Below are 22,229 nucleotides of genomic sequence, written 5' to 3'. Positions count from 1 at the left end.
TTACTTTGAGACGTCTCAGAGCCAGTAACTTTAGTGTACTCTTTTTTTCAACATTTTCAACCCTAAAAATTCCTTGAATCTGCAGCTTTAGGCAAAAACAGAACTTAGTCTGAGACTAAATTCTGTTAGTGTTATGCAGTTTTCTCAAAGTAACTTCTGGAAGGACGGGAACTAGAACTTACTTTGAGAATTTACCCAATTACTTCGAACCTCTATTCACAAGTTTAGATGGACATGCTCAACTGTTAATGCTCTTCTTATTTATCTAATGAGCGAACATAGTAGTCAACAGCCATCAGAGCTTCTGCTACATCTTCTGCTGAAATAGCAAATGGCATACCGTGAATTGTTTCTCCTTCAATCGTCGCTTGTTGGCCGACTTTCAATAGATCTTCATAACTAGCATCAGCCAAATGTAACTCCTCCAAAGTTGTTGGAAGATTCAAGGCTTGATAGAAACGGATGTATTTTTCCAATTCTTCTTTCGGACGGTTTTCCAAGAAAAGCTGGGTCAAGGTCCCATAAGCCACTTTTTCACCATGTGTCAAATGGTGAATGTCTCCCTCCAAGGCGGTAAATCCATTGTGTATCGCATGCGCCGCAGCCAAACCTGCACTTTCAAAGCCTAAACCACTTAGCAAGGTATTTGCTTCAACAATATTCTCTAAAGCAGCTGTCACAACCTTGGCTTCACAGCTAGCCATGGCTTGAAGTCCGTATTCAAAGAGTGTTTGTTCACAGGCTTGTGCAATAGCGATACCAGCCAGCGTCTGACCTCCTCCTGCCATTGTTGTTCCATTGCTTTGTAAAATAGCACGCGCTTCTACCCATGTCGCCAAGCCATCCGCAATACCAGAAGCCAAAAGACGTGGCGGTGCTTGACAAATAATCGCTGTATCTACTAAGACAAGATCTGGATTTTTCTTATAGAAAATATAGCGTTCAAACGCCCCTTCTTCAGAATAAATGACAGATAAAGCAGATGTCGGAGCATCTGTTGAAGCAATAGTTGGAGCAATGACGACTGGCACTCCTAGTAAATCAGCAATCGCCTTGGCTGAGTCAATCGTCTTGCCACCACCTAGACCGATTACGACGTCACTAGCCTGTTCTTTTCCGATTTCTACGACGCGCTGGATTTCCTTGTCAGATGCTTCTCCATTAAAGGCAACACGATGGACTTGCATCCCTTCTTCAACGAGATAGGACAAAAACTTCTCACCGACAATCCCATATACTAAATCATCACAAAGAATCAAAGGCTTTGTTCCCAATTTTCCGATAGCTTCTGCACCTTGGAAAAGAACATGTTTACCTTGAATATAGCGAGATGGACTTGCAAATACTTTCATAAGAATTCCTCCTTGAAATAATAGATAGTGTTATATTGAGTAATAAACGACAGTTAGCATTGCCGAAAGCAAGAGGCATGAGCCCGTATTTTAAATATTGCCATTGTACAGCGATGCCTACTAGCAACGTGTCGAGCAATCTTCTCCTATCTCTAGTGCAATTTCCTTGAAAACTGCCTCCAGCGACAATAGATTGCTAGAGTTGGCAGACAAAAGCAACTGTTGACACCACTTCAGCCTAGCTTGAAATTCTTCTGATTCCTGAGTCACATAGGTCAGAAGCAAATAGAGGACAAGATTTCGTTTCAATGGCTCATCCACTAAATTCTCTCTTCTTTCGCTGAGCTTTGATTCTATTTGTTGAATCACGTCCCAAGCATCACTAGGTAGGTCTAATGTTACACAAGTAGAAAGAACTTCTAAGACATCTTGTACTTCTTTTGATAATATCCGGGCTTCAAAATCCTCTATAGCTTGAAGGCTATTATTAAATAAAACGCTTTCAAAACCTCTGATAAGAATATCATCTATCAAACTGAATAGATGATTTCTTTTTACTTCTTTTATGGCTGCTAGATAAAGAAGAGTATTGACCACTCCATTCATTAACTCCGTGGTAGGTTGTGTCAATAATTGGTCCCTATCCGCGATAATTAGCTGGATGGACTCATTAAACAATGGTCGCTCTCTTTTCATATTTTCCACCGATAGCCGAGGCAGAGTGGTAAACGGTGAAGTCGGTATAAGAACGGCTGACAAGTCTAGTAAATCCGCAACAGACTTTGTACAAGCTGCCACAGAACTATTACCAATGCCAATAATATGGTCTGCACAATGTCGGAAACCAACTTCCCCACATTCTTCAACCAAGTTCTGGTCCCACTCCTCTATATAGGCTATTTTAACAATGAGTCCGTGACAAATTAAGACTTTCACAAAGTTTTCTACAGTCGTATTATACTCCTGTTTTGCACATAAAACAAGGGGGCGATGACCTATTTTCAAAATGTCAATCGCACAAGTGTCTAAAAGATGATTTCCTTGGATAGTGCGTGAAAGACCTGAGAATTGTTTCATAGTGCCCCCTTATTTTATTATATAGAACTGTTTAGATAGTATATCTTCCATGAATGGCAGACCAATCATCTGCAAAATCATTTACCGCCTTTTCAATGGATGGCATAGAAAAGGCTGCTTCAAATATATCTGCACCTGCCGTAATAGCCTGCGCCCCATTTGCAAATGCTTGGTTCACTTGATCCACATTTTTGAATGACGCCGCTAAAATTTTACTTTCCGAACACTCCCTGTCAATTGCTTCTGATAACTGAGCGATGACCGCATTCGAATCAATATTCAGATTGGCCATACGATTGTAGTACGGCGCCAAGTAATCTGCACCCGCTTCAATAGCTAACAAGCCCTGAAAAACGGTATAAATCGCTGTTGCTGTAATCTGATAGCCTTGCGCTTTCAATGTTTTCATAGCAGCCAAACCAGCAGGCGTTACCGGAACCTTAATATAGACATTTTCCGGTGCCAATTCACGAATTTTTTTAGCGTCTGCCAAAATCCCTTCATAATCCTTTGCCACAACTTGCACATGTAGTGAAGCATTTGGACCGATGATGTCACGAATAAGGTGCAAACGTTCAAAAAAGTCAATGTCACCTTCTTTCTTCGCAATCGTTGGGTTTGAGGTCACCCCCGCAAGGGGTAAAACCTCAGCCCATTTCCGTATTTCCTCTATATTTAAGGTGTCCAGCATGAATTCCATAATAATAACCTCTTTTACAATGTATGTTCTGTACGACCAATGATGTCGTCTTGTGTTGCTCTCGACAATACATTGAAGAATGCTGAATAACCTGCTACACGGACAATCAAATCACGGTGTTTTTCAGGATGTAGTTGTGCATCAATCAAGGTTTCTCGAGAGACAACATTGTACTGAATATGATAGCCATGCAAGCGGTTAAAGAATGTCCGCAAGAGGGCAATTAATTTTTGTTTGTCTTCTTCTTTGGCAAGTGTTTGTGGATTGACCTTCTGATTGAGCAGAACGCCTCCAACAATTTCATGCGTTGGTAATTTGGCAACTGATTTCAAAACGGATGTCGGTCCATTTTTATCCATATTATGTGATGGAGAACAACCTTCTGCCAACGGTGTACCTGCATTTCGACCATCTGGAGTTGCCAAGGTACCACGCCCTTGTCCAACGTTTGCTGAAATGGATGATGTACCTGAATAACGGATACCACCAATCGGACCACGACCAAAGCGAGTATTTGGATATTTGGCAATCTCATCGATATAAATATCATACGCTGCTGTTACCAATTGGTCTGCATAATCATCATCGTTACCATATTTTGGTGCATCTTCAATCAACATTTCCTGGATTTCTTTACCACGCTCCCCAGCATAGTCTGTTTCCAAAGCATGCCACAATTCTTCTGGAGTCAATCGTCCTTCTTCAAAGACTAATTTTTTGATTGCTGCTAGAGAATCAGATAAATTGGCAATGCCAACCTGCAGACCAGAAATGTAATCGTAAATCGCTCCGCCTTCTTTCAGGTGCTTGCCACGACCGATACAGTCATCTGTCAGAGCCGAGCAGAGAATGTCTGGTACTTCTCTTTCTAAAGCAATGTCAATTGCATTTTCAACGATAACACTCATCCGTGTTAGATGACGAAGTGTCTTTTCCCATGCCGTTTCAAGCTCTTCAAAGGATTTCATATCTTTGAAGTGACCAAAGGCTGGTGCAAACCGTTTGCCTGATGCAGGATCGATACCATCATTCATGGTAATCAATAAAACTTTCGGGAAGTTCATATAGCTCATACCTGTACAACGGTAGCCCCATTTACCAGGAACAGCCGTTTCTACACAGCCAATCGCACTGTAGTCATAGGCATCTTCTTCCAAGACACCTTTCTCGATAAAGGATGGAATGATAATTTCATCGTTGTTGAAGGCAGGCATACCAAAACCAAGTTTCATGACTTCAATACATTCATTCATGAAGCGAGCATCTAGGCCTGCATGATAGCGAACAGTCAAGTTTGGCTGTGGCAGGTGTGTTTGGGCAACAGATTTCAATACTAGGTAAGAAAGTGGATTGACAGCATCCTTCTTATCACGTGTTTGTCCACCAATGGTTATATTTTGGTATAGGGGACTACCAGCAGATGAGAAGGTATGTGATTGACTACGAACCTTGTTGATAGTAATGGTCTTAATCCACAAGTTAGTCAAGCGTTCGACGATGCTGTCTTCCGTTTCACGTCCTGCTTCTAAATCAGCTTTCACATACGGATACATGTATTGGTCGAAACGTCCATAGGATAGAGAATGTCCATTTGACTCGATTTGCAAGATACACTGGATAAACCAGACAGATTGCACCGCCTCTGCAAATGTTTCAGCAGGTTCATACGGCACCTTCGCACAAATCCGTGCAATCTCCAGTAGTTCTTGACGGCGTTGAGCGGTTGGAGCTTTCTCTGCCAATTCAGTAGCCAAGGCGACAAAACGATCTGCGTATGCTTTCACCGCATCAATGATGATAAAGATTGAATCATAGAAATGATATTTATCAATACTTGCAGGATCCGTCAAATCGAGATTAGCCTTTGCTTCACGAACTCGCTCCTCAAAACCACGCAAACCTTGTTCCAATACCTTTTGGTAATTGACAGCCAAGTGGGCATCACCAGAGTTCATCTTACCTTCCATACCAAAGAAGCCAGTTTCCATATAAACTTGAACTTCCTCTGGAAGTAAGACACCTGCACGTGAACGAAGATTATTCTTTTCCCAGAATGGAGCGATGCTGCGCAACTGCTCCTTGGTTTCCTCGGTAATATAGAAGACATCCCCATCCCGTTTTTCGAATAAATCCAATTCATTCAATACAAACTCTAAGGTATATTCTGGGAAGATGGGAGCATCTTTATTTGAAGAAGCTTGGTTACCTGCAATCAGACTTTCTTCTTCAATATAAAGCGTCATGTTCTCCAATATTTCTTTGAGCATATAGGCCCTTTTTAATACATTGGGCTTTTCTCTATGTTCTTGATAGGCTTTTGTTGCTAAAACAGCCCGTTCCGCATCAATATAGGGCTTCTTATCAAGGACATCTTCTCTGTATTTGTTCATCCGATCTGTCAGACTTCCAAAATACTCAGTTTTAATGCTAGTGCCAGCTACTTCAGTCACTGTTTTCATAGTTTTACCCTTTCTTTCGAAACTTAATTTTGTTTCGTTTGTAAATCAAGTATATCCTGTAATAGGGGTTATTGTCAATTGATGCTAGTGAGAGCTAAGATTTCCGAAGCCGGCTGCACATTTGTGCAACTCTTTTGTCTGACATCATTGACTAAACTGTTTCTTTCATTTCACTTTCATAGGCAATCTTATCTTGGATTTTGAAGAATGGGAAATAAACAATAGTTGAGACAGCTAAAATAATGATTTGAACAACTGCACCTTGCCAACCACCCACCATAAAACCAGAAATGATTGCTGGAGTAGACCATGGTAGGGTCACACCTGAAAATGGTTGCATAAAGCCTATTGATATTGCACCGTAGACAATGAAAGCCGCTAAGATCGGTACCAGGACAAATGGTAAGAACATAACAGGATTCATCACAATTGGGAAACCAAAGACGACTGGTTCATTAACGTTAAAGAGTGCAGGAAAGGCCGCTACCTTACCAAGAGCCTTATATTGTTTTGATTTTGCGGCAAATAGCATTGCAAAAACAATACCAAAGGTAATACCTGAACCTGACATGATCAAGAAACTATCCAAGAATTGTTGGGTCACAATGTGGGCGCCATTTTCCAGAGACAATTTATCTGCTGCTAAAAGGGCCTTATTGGCATCGAGGTTTGACAATAGTAAAGCAGTAACGACACCATTGACAACTGACTGGCCATGTACACCAAACCACCAGAGGAAGGAAATGAAGAAAGCAATTCCAATCGCACCTGGTAATGAACCTGTCAAACCTTGTAGTGGCACTTGAATCACATCGTAAATCATTTCAATGAATGTACCACCGTTTGTCGCCATCTTGGAAACAATATAGACAATCATAGATAGCAAGAAGATGACAAAAGCTGGAATCATAGCTTCAAACTGCTTGGCAATAGCTTGCGGTACTTGTTCAGGCATCTTGATAACAATATGATGCTGAATAAAAGTCGTATAGATAGCGCCCACTACTAAACCAATAATAATCGCACCGATAATTCCTTGACCACCAAACCATACTTTTGCGATAGCATCACCGATTGGTTCTCCATCAACTGGAATATAAGATGATTTCAAGAGGATAAAGAATGAAGACAAGGACAGTACGCCCGCAGGGAGAGGCTCAACTCCACTATTTTTGGCGTAAGAATAGCCGATCGCAAAACAAGAAATCAAGCCCATAATTGCAAAGGTTCCGCTATAGACTTGCATAAACGGTTCAGTCCATTCCGCTCCAAATATAGAAGCTATTGCAGCATTTAAGCCTTCAAAGGGCAATTGCCCCAAAATTAAGAAAATACTACCAACTACTGTTAAAGGCAAGATAGCCAACATACCATCTTTTAGAGCGATGATCCCTTTCATATTCACAAATTTCATGATTGGGACAATAATTTTTTGTGTATCAATTTTGGACATGACCATACTCCTTTATGAAACCATGCTGAGTGCCAATTGAAGAACTTTTTTCCCGTCCAACATCCCGTAGTCTGCCATTGGAATCACGGCAATAGGGACTTGCTTTTCATCACAGAGCGCCTTAGACTTATCAAGCGTATATGCTACTTGTGGTCCCAGTAAAGCTACATCGATTTCGTCAAGGTAATCTGCAATTTTCCCTTGAGAATGCGCGTCGATTTCTACTTCGACACCTGCGTCTGCTGCTGCAATCTTCATGTTGTTTACCAACATGCCTGTAGAAAAACCAGCGGCACAAAATAGAGCGATTTTAACCATTTCGGTTTCCTCCTAAATATAATTTTTTTGTTTTAGCCAACTTTTTTTAGTTCTTTCCGCAAATCAATGATTTCTTTAATCAAATTGATTTCTGTAATAGATGTCATCAAATGATCTTGCGAATGGACAAATAGTGCTGTAATATCAGATTTTGCTCCCCCAGCTTCCTGTGCTAAGAATTTTGTCTGCATATTGTGAGCTTCTAATAATGCTGCATCTGCTAATTCTAATTCCTCTTCTGCTCGCTCTTCTTCACCTGCTTTGACAAGCGACAAAGCTTGGTAGGCGTGACTCTTCGCATCTCCAGCATAAATAATCAATCCCATGATCAATTGATCTGCAATAATCATTTCCATTTCTTTTTCCTCCAATTTGTTTTATTTGTAAGTTATTATATTTCTTTCGTAAGTAAATCATATCATTTTCTCTTTATAGCGTAAATATATTTATAGAACATTTTCCGTTTTAATTAATTTTTGCACTTTTGTGCATATTTGAGGATTAAAAAATACTTCAACCACCTTTAAGCGATTGAAGTATTCTCTTGCTAATTTGTATGGACGTACTCATCATTATCCAGTTCTAAAACTTTTACGATGGTTCGTTCATCTGTTACCAGATGATGAATGTAGCCAGCTCGCAATACAGCTAAAATGGCTTGGGCCTTTTCCTCCCCGTATGCAAGAGCTATGGTATCTGGAACTTCTTTTAAATCATCTAAAGAGATGGCAATGGTCCTCTTTTGCAAATCCTCAACGACAGCTTGACCGTATTGATTCAGACCACGACAGCAGGTTTCACCGACTGCACCTTCATCTGACAAGGCTTGAAAATCATCTGTCGTCAACATGTCTAACCACTGACGATTTTTTTCATCGACTCGGCCGCCAATACCGATTGCTGCTACATCTAAGTCCTTCCAGTCAGCACGTAGCTCCTCGAAATATTTAGAAGAAAGAATACCTTGAGCGAGTTCTTGATTCTCCTGGATAATCGTCGCATTGATAAAACTACATTCTCCACGAAATTTATTGGCCATATCGTAAATCAGAGTATTCACATGATAACGTGCGTGGATATGACTTGGACCGCCAGCTATTGGAACAAATTTGACACCTTTCATACGATGATTCCCTATCTTATCTACAATAAGACTGAGGCTTCTCCCCCATGAAAAACCAACTTTCTTTCCATCATCAATTAGATTGGTAAGCATATCGGCTGCAGCCTGTGCCAGGCGATTTTCTAAATCAAGCTGGTCCTCATCGGTGCTGTTTTCAACCAGTTCTAAACCTTTTAATCCATATTTTTCTTGAACATATTTTTCAAGTCGGTATAGGCGCCTATCAAAATCTTGAATTTCTATTTTTACAATGCCTTCTGACTTAGCCTTGGTCAACATTCTACTGACTGTCGTTCTATAAATTCCTGTCTCAGCAGCAATCTCAGCTTGGCTTTTCCCCTCTTCGTAATAAAGATAGGCTATTTTTGCCAACTGCCTTCTTTTTTCTTGCTTCATACTGCCCCCAACCTAAACTAGCCTTACTGTGACTCTAGCATTTTCTAATTCTTTGACAAGATCTTCAGAAATCGACGTATCTGTAATGACCTGAGCAACTTGACTTAAACCAAATCTGCGTACTGTCCCTCGTTTTGTAAATTTACTAGAATCTGTTAGCACAATCATATTTTCAGCAACGTCAGACATGTACTGTACTACTTCGCTTCGCATTAAGTTTTTACCTGTAAAACCATGCTCACTATCATAGCCGTCAGTTCCTACAAAAGCCTTATCAACATGGAAAAACTGAATCATTTTATGTAAGAGCGGCCCAACTGTTACTTGGGAATCTTTTTGAAACTCACCACCCAATAAAATAATCTGACAGCTATCATATTGTCGCACATAATTGGCTATAAAATAAGAATTTGTTATGATGGTCACATTTCTCTTGGTTTTGCAAATTTCTTCTGCCAAGAGAGCACAAGTTGACCCAGACTCTATCATAATCGTTTCATTGTCGGCAATAAGATTTGCTGCTTCTTTTGCAATTCGTTTTTTTACGTCATAGCGAAAGGACATCCGAATATTGAGGTCATCGCCACTATTTAGAACAGCATAGCCGTGTTCTCTACGTAATAAACCTTTTGATTCTAACTTATCTAAATCTTTACGGATGGTTACCTTAGAAACGTCCAGTTGCTCCGCCAAACTATTGACATCTATTTTTTCATGTTGTGATACCAGTTGTATAATTTTATCTAATCGTTCCATTTCATCACCTCATCATTATTCTATCAAATTTTGACTCTTTTTCAACTATTTGCAACCTTTTAACTTACGTTCGTAATTGTAAAACTTTCTTTTGTGTGATAAAATCAAATTAATCGAAAAGGAGAAAGAGCATGAATACACGAAAAGGCATTATTTTTAACATTCAACATTTTTCGCTCCATGACGGTCCTGGTATACGTACGACGGTTTTCTTGAAAGGCTGCCCCCTACGTTGTCCTTGGTGTGCAAATCCAGAATCTCAAAAACGAAAACCTGAACCCATGCTTGATGCTGTTAGTAAAAAAATGACCATCATGGGAGAAGAAAAATCTGTTGATGACATCATATCCGAAGTCATGAAAGATATTGATTTTTATGAAGAATCTGGTGGTGGGCTCACGCTGTCTGGCGGAGAAATTTTTGCCCAATATGAGTTTGCGAAAGCTATTCTTATGGAGGCAAAAAAACACGGCCTTCATACCGCTATTGAAACCACCGCTTTCGTAGAACACCGCAAATTTGTTGACCTTATCCAATACGTTGACTTTATCTATACTGATTTAAAACATTACAATACAATTTCTCATAGAAAAGTCACCGGCGTCAACAATAACCTTATTATACAAAATATCCAATACGCCTTTTCCATCGGGAAAGAAATCGTCCTACGTATCCCTGTTATCCCTGACTTTAATAATTCCCTCGAAGATGCTGAACAATTCGCCTGTCTCTTTAATCAACTCAAGATTGACAAAGTTCAACTACTCCCCTTCCATCAATTTGGAGAAAATAAGTATAAACTTCTCAATCGAACCTATGCTATGACCGATGTCAAGGCTCTCCATCCAGAAGATTTAAAAGACTATCAAGCAATCTTCATCAAGCATAATATCAACTGCTATTTCTAACTTTGAGAAATACAAAAACTTCCTCGGCTGAGCCAATAGCACTCCTATAGAAATACATACTGAAATATGCTTCCGATAGATTATCTGAAGCATATTAGTATGCAAAAAAAGCCCACCTCAAGGGTGGGCAAGGGCATCGTTTCCGATGAGAATAGAAGGTTCACACAACTATTCAAGGTCCGCTCCTGCGTTTCAATTAAATGAAGACCTCCCTAGCGTCGAAAGTGACAAAGTCACTACTCGGCTCATCGCATGAATCTATTCTACCATAATTTCAAGGATTTGCAAGCCTGATTACTCCATTCGTTCTTGAATGGTTACTTGTACTCTATCACCAGCCTGTTTTCCAATAGCCGCTCGAATAGCTTTTTGTATACCAATAATGTAACAGATAGTGCCTGCTTCATCCTTTACTCCCATATTGACAATGGAGCCATCATAGGGTTGACCATCAAATCTGGCATGAACTTTTACTCTCCCCTTGCCAAACTCTTCTCGTATATCATAGGGAAAGATGACATAGGCTCCACCCTTGTCTGGTACCGGATGGATAAGGGCTTCAAAATCATAGACTTTAGACATGGCTCCTCCTAGATGTACTTACTAGCCTCACGAATGGACAAACCTGCCATTTGGGAACGGTATGTGTCAAGGAAAGCCCGTACCCAGTCAGGATTGGTCTTAGAATAATCCCGCAAACTCCAGCCAATCGCCTTGTTGATAAAAAATTCAGTCTGATTGAGATTATTGATCAGGATTTGTTCCAACAGTTCCGTATCTGTCTTTTCTTTTTGCAAAAGTTGGTGGTCAATGGCAATTCGCCTCAACCAGAAATCATCATCCACACTCCATTCCAAGATTGTCTCCTTGGCCTCTGGATTGTCCAACACAATCTTACCAACTAACTTGTCCAGTCCGTCAATGCTATCCCACCAAGACTTGGTCTGAGCCAGCTTTTTCAAGCGGAGCAGGTCAGCGAAGACCAGGTCTTTTTTCTTGGTGACCAGGTAATCAATGGCGATATATTGAAATTCACGATAGGGCTTAGACCAGCAAGCCTCTACAAAATCCCAATCAATTCCCGGATCCTTAAAATCTTTGAAGAATTGCCTAGCAACTTTCCGTCGATCAGGTGTCCGAACACCTAGAAAGTCAAAGTGATTCTTCATATAGGCTTTCATGGGTTGAGCTTGACTGGCATCCGCCACAGCCAACAAGCGTTTTTCTAATTCTTCAATCTTCATTTTGCTTACCTACAAGAGATTTTTGAAGCCAGACAATATCATGCCATGTATCAAATTTATAACCAACTTTTTTGAAATGAGCTACCTGTTCATAGCCCCTCTTCTCATGGAGTGCTATAGAGGCTGGGTTTGGTAGGGCAATGCAGGCTAAGAAATTTTTAAAACCACGCGCGGTCAGTTCCCTTTCCAAAGCATTGTAGAGAAGAGTTCCAATTCCTTTTCCACGTGCTTCTTGCTGAATATATACAGATAATTCCACCGTCCAATCGTAAGCCGCACGGGCATAGTAGGTTGAAGCATAGGCATAACCTACAAGAGCTCCCTCTTCAACTGCGACTAGATAGGAAAACTTCTCCAAGGTCTTTTCAATTCGACTTGCAAAGGCTTCGACAGTCGGCACTTCTGTTTCAAAGGTAATAGCGGTCTTTTCTACATAAGGAGCATAAATTGCCACAAGGTCTGCAGCGTCCTCTATCCTTGCGGAACGAATATCTATCATTTAGTTCTCCAATAATTCTCTATCATAAATTGTATAATCACAACGGTAGATAATTAACCGTTTGCCATCAATCAAGAGTTCAGAAGTCTTAGGTGCATCAGATGCATAAAGAGACACTTTATCACCTACATAAGTAGCAAGCGGTGTTCCGTTTTGCGAACGAATCAAAACCACCTTTGCCTTACCTGTAAAATCATTTTTGAGACTAGATACCATACGGTTAACAAGCGGAATTGCACGATCGTAATTTGCAATATCTACTGTGGTCTGATATTTCGCATACAAGTCTTCCAAACCTTCTTCTGCTGCAATCAAAGATGAGCCTACGTGGTCAATTTCGTAATTCCCAAGTGTCACCTTCAAAACCGACGAATCCGCATTGGAATAGCCTTCGGCATCCACCGAGTCAAATTCCTGATTCCGCGAAATCGATAAGGACTTACCAGACATTTCATCTATCAATTGAGAATTTTCATCATAAGTCCGTACCGTCATCTCCAAACCAATCCATTCTTCCTTGGTATTTTTCCACCAGTTAGCAATCGACTGACAGGCTGATAAACTGACAAGGCTCAAGCCAAGAACAACAGATAACATGATTTTCTTTTGCAATTTCATATAATAGTCCTCCAACATATTTTACTTATTATATCATGGAATGCAAAAACCGAGAAAAAATAGATAGACCTGAGATAATAAAAAGATGGCTATGATAAACTATAGCACGGTAGGGATAGGTGACATCTACTAAATTAATATAAAGGAAGTCATTTTTATGAAACAATTCTGTGCTAAACACAAAATGAAGCTACTTATTTTTTTAGCCGTTTGGAGTTTTTTCTCTGGCTGTAAAGTTCTTCTTACCTTTTTTGGGAAACCAGATGGAATGGACGGAAAATATCCCCTCTTCTTTCTAACTATTTCCTTAGTTGCACTTTATGTCCTCCCTATGATTCTTATCATTCGTTATATAGCGAAACGTTTTGATATTTCTAAAAAAGTTATCCATCTCAGTTGGATTTTGGGTATAACAGCTAGTTTTTACTTCTCTGGTATTGGTCAAACACTTTTAGGAGCTTTTTGGTTATTCATCGTCAAACCACCTCAAACATTTATCCAAAACTGGGGAGCAGCTGTCACCGCCCCCTTCCACGAAGAATTTGGTAAGGGTCTAGTTGTACTACTCGTACTCCTATTGCTCAAAAAACTTACTCTAAAAAATGCCGTAGTCAGCGGTATGATTGTAGGTTTGAGTTTCCAAATTATTGAAGACGGCCTCTATGTCTTCCAACAAATCTTTAAATCTAAAGCAGATGGCTTCGCCACTCTTATCGAACGTATGCTTCACGCTGGCGGAACTCACTGGGCCTTCTCCCTTGCATTCGCAGTCGGTTTGGTCGCTCTCGTCTCAAAAAATAGTGGCATGTCTAAAAAACAAGGACTTTTCTGGATGCTGATGGCTGTCTTAGCACACTTTTTCTTGAATACTCCATTCAACGAAGGACTAACATCTAACTCTGGTGAAATAACCGTTCTCATGCTCTGCTTTAGCTTCTGCGTGGCACTTGCTGCATTTTTCAAAGTAGACCAAATCGAAACGACTCAGCACCACCAGTAACACATACTAAAACAAGCCTGCATTGACAGGCTTTTATTATGTTACAAACCAAGTATTCGAAATGGTTGTTGATTCATCAATATCTATTACCAATCTTTATCCCCTTCCAATCTGTCCAAGAAATCGCAGATAATTATAAAAAACCGCCCCTTACAGGCAGTCACGATTCATCAAAGAAAAATGGTCACTCGATGATCTTGATACTAGTCTAGGAAACGAAGCCGCAGATTATACTTGAGTATATGCAGACAGCTTCCCTCCCTAAAGTATTAAAAATTAAAAACATCATTCAAATTCTCAGCCATAGTCGGATGGGTGAAAATCTGCGTTTTGAAGTAGGTATAAGGAATCTTATTGTCAATGGCCATAGCAATCAAGTTAATCAGCTCCTCTGAATTGCGACCAAAGAGAGTCGCCCCCAAAACAAGCTTACTTTCCTTATCCACGATAACCTTGAAAATACCTTTGAGGTCATTATTGACATGGGCACGCGGCATATTGGCAACAGGCAGTTCATTGGCAATGTAGTCGTAACCTGCTTCCTTGGCTTCCTTCTCGGTCAGACCGACACGAGAAAGCACAGGCGTGATAAAGACACTGGTCGGAATAGACTTACGTTGGCTCAAGTTATAAGTTCCAGTCCCAGTCAACTTGCCGAAGACGATACGGAAGTCGTCTAGGGATGTGTAAGTGAATTGTGGACCGCCATTGACATCGCCCACTGCATAGACACCTGGAACTGTCGTTTCGCAGTAGTCATCCACCTTGACAGCACCATTTTCCAAAAGCTCAATCGCTGTATTTTCCAAGCCCAAGTCAGCAGTGTTTGGCACACGACCTGTCGCATAGAGGACAGCGTCAAAGACTGCCGTTTCGCCATTGACCGTCACGGCAACTTGATCGCCCGCAGCTGCTACTTGCTCGATTTTCGCACCCAAGACGAAGGTCACGCCAGATTCTTCCATATACTCCTTGGCTAACTTAGCAACCACTTCCTCTTCTCTTGGTAAAATAGCAGAGCTGGCTTCATATATCGTCACCTGACTGCCGAGTTTGCTGTAGAGTCCAGCAAATTCCAGACCGATGTTACCTCCGCCGATAATAGCCAACTTGTCAGGACGAGTTTCCAAGTTCTGAATACCTGTACTATCATACACGTGAGCTGTATCCAACAAACCTGGAATTGGTAGCACGCGCGACTTAGCACCTGTATTGATAATAATCGTTTCCGCAGTCAGTTGGAGGGATTCCTCACCAGCTGACACTTCCACAACATTATCCGCCACAAAACGCGCGTGTCCTTGATACAAACTAGCACCACTGCCTTTCAAGACTGCCTCGTTTTTGTTCCGCAGGCGAGTAGTGACGGTCTCTTTTTGTTCCATGACCTACTCGAAAGTCCAGTTTTTATCTGCTGCTACCAAGAGGGTCTTGGTTGGAATACAGCCAATATTGATACAAGTCCCGCCAAACATAGCAGGATTTTCCTCTACTAAGGCAACCTTCTTCCCAGCCGCAGAAAGCTTACCTGCCAAGGTCTTTCCTGCCTTGCCAAAACCAATGACTACTAAATCATATTGTTCCATAAAATACTCCTTTCATTTTTTCAACATTAGTCTATCAAAAAAGAAAATTTTTGGCACAATTCTGCTACGGCCTATTATGGAGGCCTAGTTACAAGAAAAAACATTACAATAACCGAGAAGGCTTAGATAAAAAATAGGCAGATTATAGACAAAACGTACTCATTTTTGATACAATGTATTCATACACCAGTTTATTAATACAGAAAGGTCAAACTATGAAAGAAAAATTTCAAATGTGTAAAACCTATCTTCCAGTCGTCTTAGCAACGATTGGATTTGTCAACGGTTGCAAAATTATCTTTGGAGAATTCGGTAAGCCAAATGGTATGGAGGCTAAATATCCTCTCTTTCTCCTCACAATTTCCTTGGTCGCTATTTACATCATCCCCCTACTAATACTGACATATTCCTTAGCTAAACGCTATAACATCTCAAAACAAGTTATAGGTCTTAGCTGGCTTTTAGGCTTAACAAGTAGCATCTCGTTTTCTGAACTTGGACATACAGCTATTGGATATTTCCTACTCGAAATTGTTAAAGCTAGTGATAATTTCCTAAATGACTGGGGCGCAGCTATTTCAGGTCCATTGGCAGAAGAAATCGGTAAAGGGCTAACTGTTCTACTTGTACTGCTTATTTGTAGAAAAATGACACTAAAAAATGCATTGGTAAGCGGAGTGATTGTTGGATTAGGTTTCCAAATCGTGGAAGACATCACCTTTGTTTTTAGAGATATGTTCATGAATAAGTTAGACGGCTTTGAAACCATTCTTGAACGCGTTGGTCAAGCTGGTTGGGCCCATTGGGTTTTCACGCTTCTCTTCGCCATTGGTTTAGTAGCCCTTCTCACGAAAAATACAGGCATATCAAAAGCACAGGGAGTATTTTGGATTGGTGCAAGCTTTGGAATCCATTTCCTCTTTAATTCACCATTCAACACTGGTATCTTCCAGACGGTGTTTCCTATCTTGAGTATTTTACTTGGCTTACTTGCCTATCAAACGGTTGAGAAACTATCTGAATAGATAAAAAATCCGCCTTTGAGCGGATTTTTTATATTCATTCTTGTTAGAACAAGCCGATAGCCGTCCCGTCTGCTGCCACATCCATGTTGAGAGCTGCGGGAGCTTTTGGCAAACCGGGCATGGTCATGACATCTCCAGTCAAGGCAACGATAAAGCCTGCACCTAATTTTGGCACAAATTCACGGACTGTAATGTCAAATCCTGTTGGTGCACCAATGGCAAACTGATCATCTGAGAAGCTGTATTGGGTCTTGGCCATGCAGACTGGCAACTTATCCCAGCCATTCTTAGCAAATTCAGCCAGCTGGTTACGAGCCTTCTTCTCAAAGACAACGCCTGTACCACCGTAGATTTGTGTAACAATCTTGGTCACTTTTTCTTCCAAACTATCCTCAGCCTTGTAGAGGCGTTGGTAGTTTGCTGCTTGGTTATCAATAGTAGCAACAACTGTTTCAGCCAGTTCAACACCACCATCAGCGCCATTTGCCCAAACACTTGCCAACTCGACAGGTACGCCAATTTCAGCACAAAGTTCTTTCAAAGCTGCAATTTCATCAGCTGTATCTGAGACGAATTCGTTGATAGCAACCACCGCTGGAATACCGTACTTCTGGATATTTTCAACGTGACGCTTCAAGTTAGAAAAACCAGCTTTGACTGCCTCTACATTTTCAGCAGAAAGTTCTGCCTTAGCTACACCACCGTGCATTTTAAGCGCACGCAGGGTCGCTACAATCACCACTGCATCAGGAGCCTTAGGTAAGTTCGGCACCTTAATATCAAGGAACTTCTCTGCTCCAAGGTCAGCCCCGAAGCCTGCTTCTGTGACGGTATAGTCGGCCAATCGCAGAGCGGTTGTTGTTGCCAGGACTGAGTTGCAGCCGTGGGCAATGTTAGCAAATGGACCACCATGAACAAAGGCTGGCGTGCCATAGATGGTTTGGACAAGGTTTGGTTTAATAGCGTCCTTCAAAATAAGGGTCAAAGCACCTTCCACCGCCAAATCACGCACGTAGACAGGACTGCGATCGAAACGATAACCGATAACAATATTTGCCAAACGTTCTTTCAAGTCATTGATGTCCGTCGCCAAGCACAAAATCGCCATGACTTCAGAAGCTACGGTAATATCGAATCCATCTTCACGCGGAATACCATTGAGCGGACCACCCAAGCCAACTGTTACCTTACGAAGGGCACGATCGTTGAGGTCCACAACACGTTTCCAGATAATACGACGTTGATCAATACCAATCACATTCCCCTGATGGATATGGTTATCAATCAAGGCTGAAAGGGCATTGTTTGCTGTGGTAATGGCATGCATGTCGCCTGTAAAATGCAAGTTGATGTCTTCCATTGGCAATACCTGAGCATAGCCACCACCTGCAGCTCCACCTTTAATCCCCATGACAGGTCCCAAAGAAGGCTCACGGAGAGCAATCATGGTTTTCTTGCCAATTTTAGAAAGAGCATCTGCCAAACCGATAGTAATAGTCGACTTACCTTCTCCAGCTGGCGTTGGGTTGATAGCTGTTACTAAAATCAACTTACCAGGCGCATTTTCCTTGACGGCATTGATTTTATCGAAAGACAATTTTGCCTTGTATTTTCCATAAAGTTCAATATCATCAAAGCTGATACCAACTTTTTCAACGATTTCTGTGATTGGTTTCAAGGTTACACTTTGTGCAATTTCAATATCTGTTTTCATGAGAGCTCCTAATTTCCTTATTTTTTATGGACATTATACCATACCACAACTTATTTTCGCATATTTTTTACTATTTATTCACTAACGTACGGAATTTTCAGAAAAACTACAGGTTCCCTTACTTAAACAGATACAAATTTTTAAAAACTGTATTCTCATCATATCATAGCTCTATACTTCCGTCTAAGACTGATCCTTATATTTTTTATTAGTGTTATCATTTTCCAATGTCACAGATTTATTAGCAAATGAGTTAGTGCAAACTTTACGAAAAATAGAAATTCTAGTAAAATATGAACATGAAACTATTGATTACATCAGGCGGAACAAGCGAAGCTATCGATCAAGTCCGCGCTATTACAAACCATGCTTCTGGAAATCTTGGAAAAATCATTGCCGAACAAGCCTTGAAACGTGGTCATGAAGTTACTCTTGTGACTACAAGACAGGCTGTCAAACCAAATTCTCAGAAGAATTTAACCATTATCGAAATCACAAATGTTGATAGTTTGAAAGAAACATTAGAACCTTTAGTCAAAACCCATCAGGCCCTGATTCATAGCATGGCTGTATCCGATTATACACCTGTTTATATGACTGGTTTAGATGAACTAAGAGCAACTGAAGACATCTCTAGCCTACTAAAAAAACAGAATACAGAAAGTAAGATTTCATCCAAGGATGACTACCAAGTTCTTTTCTTGAAAAAAACTCCCAAGGTCATTTCCTATGTAAAAACATGGAATCCAGCTATCACACTCTTTGGCTTCAAACTATTGGTTAATGTTCCTAAGGAGGAATTATTTGCCGTAGCTCGCCAAAGCATTGAGCGAAATGGCGCTGATTATATACTTGCTAATGACTTGAAGGATATTGGAGAAAATCAACATATTGCCTATTTAGTTGATAAAACAAGGGAAATTCAAGCACAGACAAAAGATGAAATTGCTCAGCTCATTTTAAATACCCTAGAAAAAGGAGAACAAAATGGCTAATATCACACTTGCCGTTACTGGCTCTATTTCAGCCTACAAAGCAGCTGACCTAACCAGTCAATTTACCAAGCTCGGTCATCAGGTTACAGTCCTCATGAGTCGCTCTGCTATGGACTTCATCACACCTTTGACTCTCCAATCCTTGTCAAAAAATCTGGTTCACACAGATGTCATGATTGAAGAAAATCCTACTCTTATCAAGCATATCGATATTGCCAAAGAAACAGACTTATTTTTACTTGCCCCTGCTTCTGCCAATACGATAGCTAAATTAGCTAATGGTATGGCTGACAACATTATTACTGCAACAGCCCTGGCTCTGCCAATTGGTACTAAAAAACTGCTGGCACCTGCTATGAATACTAACATGTACCTCAATCCTGCTACCCAGAAAAATATCAAAACCCTCATAGAGTATGGTTTTGAGGAAATCAAACCGCGTGAAGCTCTGCTTGCTTGCGGCGACTTTGGTACAGGCGCTCTGGCCGAGGTTGATGTGATTCTTAATAAAGTAATGGAGGTTCTAAATGAAAACAAATAAATCTAGGGACGTTGCGACTCTTGCAATATTTCTAACAATCATGATTGTCATTGAAGTGGTCAGTCAGATGATTTTTACTAATTTTATCTTGCCAATAAAACCGACTATTACACATATCCCCATCATCATCGCTTCCATTCTTTACGGTCCACGCTTAGGGGCACAACTGGGAGGTTTTATGGGAATAATGAGTATCATCCGCAATAGCATAATCCTTTCACCGATGAGTTATGTTTTCTCTCCTTTCGTAGAACATGGAAACTTCAATTCTATCCTGATTGCCTTAGTTCCACGTATTTTAATCGGAGTTACACCATATTTTGTTTACAAATTGATGAAAAACAAAAAGGGGCTCCTACTAGCAGGTCTTACTGGTACCTTGACAAATACAATTTTTGTCTTGACTGGTATCTTCTTCCTATTTTCTAATGTATATGCTGGGGATATAAAATTGTTACTAGCTAGTATCGTCTCATTCAATTCTATTGCAGAATTAACCATCTCCGGTCTCTTAACCATAGCTATCGTTCCAGTTTTACAGAAAGTTCAAAAATAAATATCAGAAAATCACGTGAAAGCGTGATTTTTCTTTTCAAACATGGTATAATGAAAGCGTTTAATAGAAAAATTTTTAAGGAGATATGCGATGACTTATCAAGAAACCTATCAAACATGGCTCGACTTTGCGGACCTTCCAGATTACTTGCGTGAAGAATTAGTCGCAATGGATGAAAAAACAAAAGAAGATGCCTTCTATACAAATCTTGAATTTGGTACAGCTGGTATGCGTGGCTATATTGGCGCTGGTACCAACCGAATCAACGTATTCGTAGTCCGTCAAGCTACTGAAGGATTGGCAAAATTGGTAGAATCAAAAGGTGAAGAAGCTAAAAAACGTGGTGTTGCCATCGCTTACGACTCACGTCACTTCTCGCCAGAATTTGCCTTTGAATCGGCTCAAGTTTTGGCAGCGCATGGCATCAAATCCTATGTATTTGAAAGCTTACGTCCAACTCCTGAGTTGTCATTCGCTGTACGCCATTACAATGCAATCGCAGGTATCATGGTGACTGCCAGCCACAACCCGAAAGAATTTAACGGCTACAAGGTTTACGGTGAAGACGGCGGACAAATGCCACCTGCTGATGCAGATGCATTGACCAACTTCATCCGTGCCATCGACAATCCATTTGCAGTTAAATTGGCTGACCTTGAAGCCAGCAAGGAAAATGGCTTGATTACGGTTCTTGGCGAAGAAACTGACGTTAAATATCTTGAAGAACTCAAAGACCTCAACATCAACCCTGAATTGATTGCTGAATACGGTAAAGACATGAAGATTGTCTACACACCGCTTCATGGTACGGGTGAAATGTTGGCTCGTCGTGCCCTTGCACAAGCTGGTTTTGAGTCTGTCCAAGTTGTTGAAGCACAAGCTACTGCTGACCCTGACTTCTCTACTGTCGCTTCACCAAACCCAGAAAGCCAAGCTGCATTTGCCCTTGCGGAAGAATTGGGCCGTGAAGTCGGTGCAGATGTCCTTCTTGCAACTGACCCTGACGCTGACCGTGTTGGTGTTGAAGTTCGTCAAGCTGACGGTTCATACTGGAACCTTTCTGGTAACCAAATCGGCGCTATCATTGCTAAATACATCCTTGAAGCCCACAAGCAAGCAGGCACACTTCCTGCAAACGCTGCCCTTGCTAAGTCAATTGTATCCACTGAGTTGGTAACTAAGATTGCTGAAAGCTACGGTGCTACCATGTTCAACGTCTTGACAGGTTTCAAGTTCATCGCTGAGAAAATCCAAGAGTTTGAAGAAAAACACAACCATACCTATATGTTTGGTTTCGAAGAGAGCTTCGGCTACCTCATCAAGCCATTCGTGCGTGACAAGGATGCTATCCAGGCTGTGCTTATGGTTGCTGAAATTGCTGCCTACTACCGTTCACGTGGTATGACCTTGGCTGACGGTATCGATGAAATCTTCAAAGAATACGGCTACTTTGCTGAGAAAACAATCTCTGTTACCCTTTCTGGTAAAGACGGTGCAGAACAAATCAAGGCAATCATGGCTAAATTCCGCGATAACTCACCAGCTCAATTCAACGCAACGGACATCGCAGTCTTTGAAGACTTTGCCCTTCAAACTAAGACAGATAAAGATGGAAACGTTGAAAAACTCACTACTCCTCCATCAGATGTCTTGAAATACACCTTGGCAGATGATTCTTGGTTTGCAGTTCGTCCTTCGGGAACAGAACCAAAAATCAAATTCTACATCGCAACAGTTGGTGAAACACTTGCCGAAGCGGAAGAAAAAATCGCCAACATCGAAAAAGAAATCAACGAGTTTGTTGGGTAATCATTTAAAACCAAAAAGAGTCGCTTTCGCGGCTCTTTTCTTTCTTAACTATGCGTATAGATTTTCTCGAACATAAATATACAAATATATAAATGATACA

The 22,229-nt window shown here is 40.8% G+C and carries 21 protein-coding genes and 1 pseudogene; 7 read left to right on the top strand and 15 right to left on the bottom strand.

Translation table 11 applies throughout. From position 1 onward, the window contains the following. Positions 1 to 257: 257 nt before the first annotated feature. The 9 genes from ODU46_RS08090 to ODU46_RS08050 all read right to left on the bottom strand — a co-directional run bounded on the left by ODU46_RS08090 (position 258) and on the right by ODU46_RS08050 (position 9,634). Positions 258 to 1,352 carry a glycerol dehydrogenase gene (locus ODU46_RS08090; RefSeq protein WP_024384405.1) on the bottom strand — a complete coding sequence of 365 codons (1,095 nt, stop codon included), beginning with the start codon at positions 1,350 to 1,352 and terminating at the stop codon, positions 258 to 260. 120 nt (positions 1,353 to 1,472) lie between these two features. Then, positions 1,473 to 2,429, bottom strand: coding sequence for a glycerol dehydrogenase (locus ODU46_RS08085; protein ID WP_398579484.1), 957 nt, complete (start codon positions 2,427 to 2,429; stop codon positions 1,473 to 1,475). 31 nt (positions 2,430 to 2,460) lie between these two features. Beyond that, positions 2,461 to 3,129, bottom strand: coding sequence for a fructose-6-phosphate aldolase (locus ODU46_RS08080; protein ID WP_024382948.1), 669 nt, complete (start codon positions 3,127 to 3,129; stop codon positions 2,461 to 2,463). Positions 3,130 to 3,143: 14 nt separating this feature from the next. After that, positions 3,144 to 5,588: a glycyl radical protein gene (locus ODU46_RS08075; protein ID WP_398579483.1), complete on the bottom strand. Its 2,445-nt coding sequence runs from the start codon at positions 5,586 to 5,588 to the stop codon at positions 3,144 to 3,146. A gap of 151 nt (positions 5,589 to 5,739) precedes the next feature. Beyond that, positions 5,740 to 7,041 (bottom strand): PTS sugar transporter subunit IIC, encoded by a 1,302-nt coding sequence (locus ODU46_RS08070; RefSeq protein WP_105116203.1) that lies wholly within the window; start codon positions 7,039 to 7,041, stop codon positions 5,740 to 5,742. Between the two features lie 12 nt (positions 7,042 to 7,053). Next, positions 7,054 to 7,359, bottom strand: a complete 306-nt coding sequence (locus ODU46_RS08065; RefSeq protein WP_002935430.1) for a PTS sugar transporter subunit IIB — start codon at positions 7,357 to 7,359, stop codon at positions 7,054 to 7,056. A 32-nt stretch (positions 7,360 to 7,391) separates the two neighbouring features. Beyond that, entirely contained in the window at positions 7,392 to 7,715 is a 324-nt protein-coding gene (locus ODU46_RS08060; protein WP_024376531.1) for a PTS lactose/cellobiose transporter subunit IIA, read from the bottom strand. Between the two features lie 191 nt (positions 7,716 to 7,906). Beyond that, entirely contained in the window at positions 7,907 to 8,878 is a 972-nt protein-coding gene (locus tag ODU46_RS08055) for a sugar-binding transcriptional regulator (protein WP_105135745.1), read from the bottom strand. Positions 8,879 to 8,890: 12 nt separating this feature from the next. Continuing rightward, positions 8,891 to 9,634: a DeoR/GlpR family DNA-binding transcription regulator gene (locus ODU46_RS08050; protein ID WP_011922238.1), complete on the bottom strand. Its 744-nt coding sequence runs from the start codon at positions 9,632 to 9,634 to the stop codon at positions 8,891 to 8,893. Positions 9,635 to 9,765: 131 nt separating this feature from the next. On the opposite strand from ODU46_RS08050, the gene ODU46_RS08045 reads away from it, so the two are divergent. Then, positions 9,766 to 10,542, top strand: a complete 777-nt coding sequence (locus ODU46_RS08045; protein ID WP_024384400.1) for a glycyl-radical enzyme activating protein — start codon at positions 9,766 to 9,768, stop codon at positions 10,540 to 10,542. Between the two features lie 294 nt (positions 10,543 to 10,836). Here the strand turns inward: ODU46_RS08045 and ODU46_RS08040 are convergent, their stop codons facing one another. Genes ODU46_RS08040 through ODU46_RS08025 form a run of 4 tightly spaced genes read right to left on the bottom strand, consistent with a single transcriptional unit; the run spans position 10,837 to position 12,903 of the window. Continuing rightward, complete coding sequence (locus ODU46_RS08040) at positions 10,837 to 11,124, bottom strand: DUF1905 domain-containing protein (protein ID WP_398579482.1); 288 nt, start codon at positions 11,122 to 11,124, stop codon at positions 10,837 to 10,839. Positions 11,125 to 11,132: 8 nt separating this feature from the next. Then, the gene (locus tag ODU46_RS08035) at positions 11,133 to 11,786 is read right to left on the bottom strand and encodes a DNA alkylation repair protein (RefSeq protein WP_398579481.1); all 654 of its coding nucleotides are present in this window, start codon (positions 11,784 to 11,786) and stop codon (positions 11,133 to 11,135) included. After that, positions 11,776 to 12,285 (bottom strand): GNAT family N-acetyltransferase, encoded by a 510-nt coding sequence (locus ODU46_RS08030; RefSeq protein ID WP_398579480.1) that lies wholly within the window; start codon positions 12,283 to 12,285, stop codon positions 11,776 to 11,778. Before ODU46_RS08030 ends, ODU46_RS08035 begins: the two co-directional genes overlap by 11 nt. After that, the gene (locus tag ODU46_RS08025; protein ID WP_024395172.1) at positions 12,286 to 12,903 is read right to left on the bottom strand and encodes a DUF5052 family protein; all 618 of its coding nucleotides are present in this window, start codon (positions 12,901 to 12,903) and stop codon (positions 12,286 to 12,288) included. A gap of 268 nt (positions 12,904 to 13,171) precedes the next feature. Between ODU46_RS08025 and ODU46_RS08020 the strand changes: the two genes are divergently transcribed. Beyond that, positions 13,172 to 13,903 (top strand): PrsW family glutamic-type intramembrane protease, encoded by a 732-nt coding sequence (locus ODU46_RS08020; protein ID WP_228380983.1) that lies wholly within the window; start codon positions 13,172 to 13,174, stop codon positions 13,901 to 13,903. A gap of 269 nt (positions 13,904 to 14,172) precedes the next feature. On the opposite strand, the pseudogene ODU46_RS08015 reads toward ODU46_RS08020, so the two are convergent. Beyond that, a pseudogene (locus tag ODU46_RS08015) lies at positions 14,173 to 15,489 on the bottom strand (FAD-containing oxidoreductase). 215 nt (positions 15,490 to 15,704) lie between these two features. Here ODU46_RS08015 and ODU46_RS08010 point away from each other — a divergent pair. Beyond that, entirely contained in the window at positions 15,705 to 16,514 is an 810-nt protein-coding gene (locus ODU46_RS08010) for a PrsW family glutamic-type intramembrane protease (protein WP_114866538.1), read from the top strand. Between the two features lie 43 nt (positions 16,515 to 16,557). Here the strand turns inward: ODU46_RS08010 and ODU46_RS08005 are convergent, their stop codons facing one another. After that, positions 16,558 to 18,228: a formate--tetrahydrofolate ligase gene (locus ODU46_RS08005; RefSeq protein WP_398579479.1), complete on the bottom strand. Its 1,671-nt coding sequence runs from the start codon at positions 18,226 to 18,228 to the stop codon at positions 16,558 to 16,560. A gap of 299 nt (positions 18,229 to 18,527) precedes the next feature. Here ODU46_RS08005 and ODU46_RS08000 point away from each other — a divergent pair, with 299 nt between their 5' ends. The 4 genes from ODU46_RS08000 to ODU46_RS07985 all read left to right on the top strand — a co-directional run bounded on the left by ODU46_RS08000 (position 18,528) and on the right by ODU46_RS07985 (position 22,129). Beyond that, positions 18,528 to 19,223 carry a phosphopantothenate--cysteine ligase gene (locus ODU46_RS08000; RefSeq protein ID WP_161942353.1) on the top strand — a complete coding sequence of 232 codons (696 nt, stop codon included), beginning with the start codon at positions 18,528 to 18,530 and terminating at the stop codon, positions 19,221 to 19,223. Beyond that, on the top strand, positions 19,216 to 19,764 hold the full coding sequence (gene coaC, locus ODU46_RS07995; RefSeq protein ID WP_136628477.1) for a phosphopantothenoylcysteine decarboxylase: 549 nt from the start codon (positions 19,216 to 19,218) through the stop codon (positions 19,762 to 19,764). Before ODU46_RS08000 ends, coaC begins: the two co-directional genes overlap by 8 nt. After that, on the top strand, positions 19,751 to 20,320 hold the full coding sequence (locus ODU46_RS07990; RefSeq protein WP_336380560.1) for an ECF transporter S component: 570 nt from the start codon (positions 19,751 to 19,753) through the stop codon (positions 20,318 to 20,320). Before coaC ends, ODU46_RS07990 begins: the two co-directional genes overlap by 14 nt. Before the next feature lie 90 nt (positions 20,321 to 20,410). Further along, positions 20,411 to 22,129: a phospho-sugar mutase gene (locus ODU46_RS07985; protein WP_395329206.1), complete on the top strand. Its 1,719-nt coding sequence runs from the start codon at positions 20,411 to 20,413 to the stop codon at positions 22,127 to 22,129. The last annotated feature ends 100 nt before the right edge of the window (positions 22,130 to 22,229 follow it).

The organism is Streptococcus sp. 2020WUSS089 (assembly GCF_044427405.1).
GTDB classification, from domain to species: Bacteria; Bacillota; Bacilli; order Lactobacillales; family Streptococcaceae; genus Streptococcus; species Streptococcus hashimotonensis.
Note: the sequence above shows the minus strand (reverse complement) of the source record. Positions and strands in the feature narration are given on the sequence as shown.

What these genes read in the sequence shown, in the direction of transcription:
- ODU46_RS08090 (WP_024384405.1), bottom strand. Translation starts at nt 1,352, where the DNA reads ATGAAAGTATTTGCAAGTCCATCTCGCTATATTCAAGGTAAACATGTT.
- ODU46_RS08085 (WP_398579484.1), bottom strand. Translation starts at nt 2,429, where the DNA reads ATGAAACAATTCTCAGGTCTTTCACGCACTATCCAAGGAAATCATCTT.
- ODU46_RS08080 (WP_024382948.1), bottom strand. Translation starts at nt 3,129, where the DNA reads ATGGAATTCATGCTGGACACCTTAAATATAGAGGAAATACGGAAATGG.
- ODU46_RS08075 (WP_398579483.1), bottom strand. Translation starts at nt 5,588, where the DNA reads ATGAAAACAGTGACTGAAGTAGCTGGCACTAGCATTAAAACTGAGTAT.
- ODU46_RS08070 (WP_105116203.1), bottom strand. Translation starts at nt 7,041, where the DNA reads ATGTCCAAAATTGATACACAAAAAATTATTGTCCCAATCATGAAATTT.
- ODU46_RS08065 (WP_002935430.1), bottom strand. Translation starts at nt 7,359, where the DNA reads ATGGTTAAAATCGCTCTATTTTGTGCCGCTGGTTTTTCTACAGGCATG.
- ODU46_RS08060 (WP_024376531.1), bottom strand. Translation starts at nt 7,715, where the DNA reads ATGGAAATGATTATTGCAGATCAATTGATCATGGGATTGATTATTTAT.
- ODU46_RS08055 (WP_105135745.1), bottom strand. Translation starts at nt 8,878, where the DNA reads ATGAAGCAAGAAAAAAGAAGGCAGTTGGCAAAAATAGCCTATCTTTAT.
- ODU46_RS08050 (WP_011922238.1), bottom strand. Translation starts at nt 9,634, where the DNA reads ATGGAACGATTAGATAAAATTATACAACTGGTATCACAACATGAAAAA.
- ODU46_RS08045 (WP_024384400.1), top strand. Translation starts at nt 9,766, where the DNA reads ATGAATACACGAAAAGGCATTATTTTTAACATTCAACATTTTTCGCTC.
- ODU46_RS08040 (WP_398579482.1), bottom strand. Translation starts at nt 11,124, where the DNA reads ATGTCTAAAGTCTATGATTTTGAAGCCCTTATCCATCCGGTACCAGAC.
- ODU46_RS08035 (WP_398579481.1), bottom strand. Translation starts at nt 11,786, where the DNA reads ATGAAGATTGAAGAATTAGAAAAACGCTTGTTGGCTGTGGCGGATGCC.
- ODU46_RS08030 (WP_398579480.1), bottom strand. Translation starts at nt 12,285, where the DNA reads ATGATAGATATTCGTTCCGCAAGGATAGAGGACGCTGCAGACCTTGTG.
- ODU46_RS08025 (WP_024395172.1), bottom strand. Translation starts at nt 12,903, where the DNA reads ATGAAATTGCAAAAGAAAATCATGTTATCTGTTGTTCTTGGCTTGAGC.
- ODU46_RS08020 (WP_228380983.1), top strand. Translation starts at nt 13,172, where the DNA reads ATGGACGGAAAATATCCCCTCTTCTTTCTAACTATTTCCTTAGTTGCA.
- ODU46_RS08010 (WP_114866538.1), top strand. Translation starts at nt 15,705, where the DNA reads ATGAAAGAAAAATTTCAAATGTGTAAAACCTATCTTCCAGTCGTCTTA.
- ODU46_RS08005 (WP_398579479.1), bottom strand. Translation starts at nt 18,228, where the DNA reads ATGAAAACAGATATTGAAATTGCACAAAGTGTAACCTTGAAACCAATC.
- ODU46_RS08000 (WP_161942353.1), top strand. Translation starts at nt 18,528, where the DNA reads ATGAAACTATTGATTACATCAGGCGGAACAAGCGAAGCTATCGATCAA.
- coaC (WP_136628477.1), top strand. Translation starts at nt 19,216, where the DNA reads ATGGCTAATATCACACTTGCCGTTACTGGCTCTATTTCAGCCTACAAA.
- ODU46_RS07990 (WP_336380560.1), top strand. Translation starts at nt 19,751, where the DNA reads ATGAAAACAAATAAATCTAGGGACGTTGCGACTCTTGCAATATTTCTA.
- ODU46_RS07985 (WP_395329206.1), top strand. Translation starts at nt 20,411, where the DNA reads ATGACTTATCAAGAAACCTATCAAACATGGCTCGACTTTGCGGACCTT.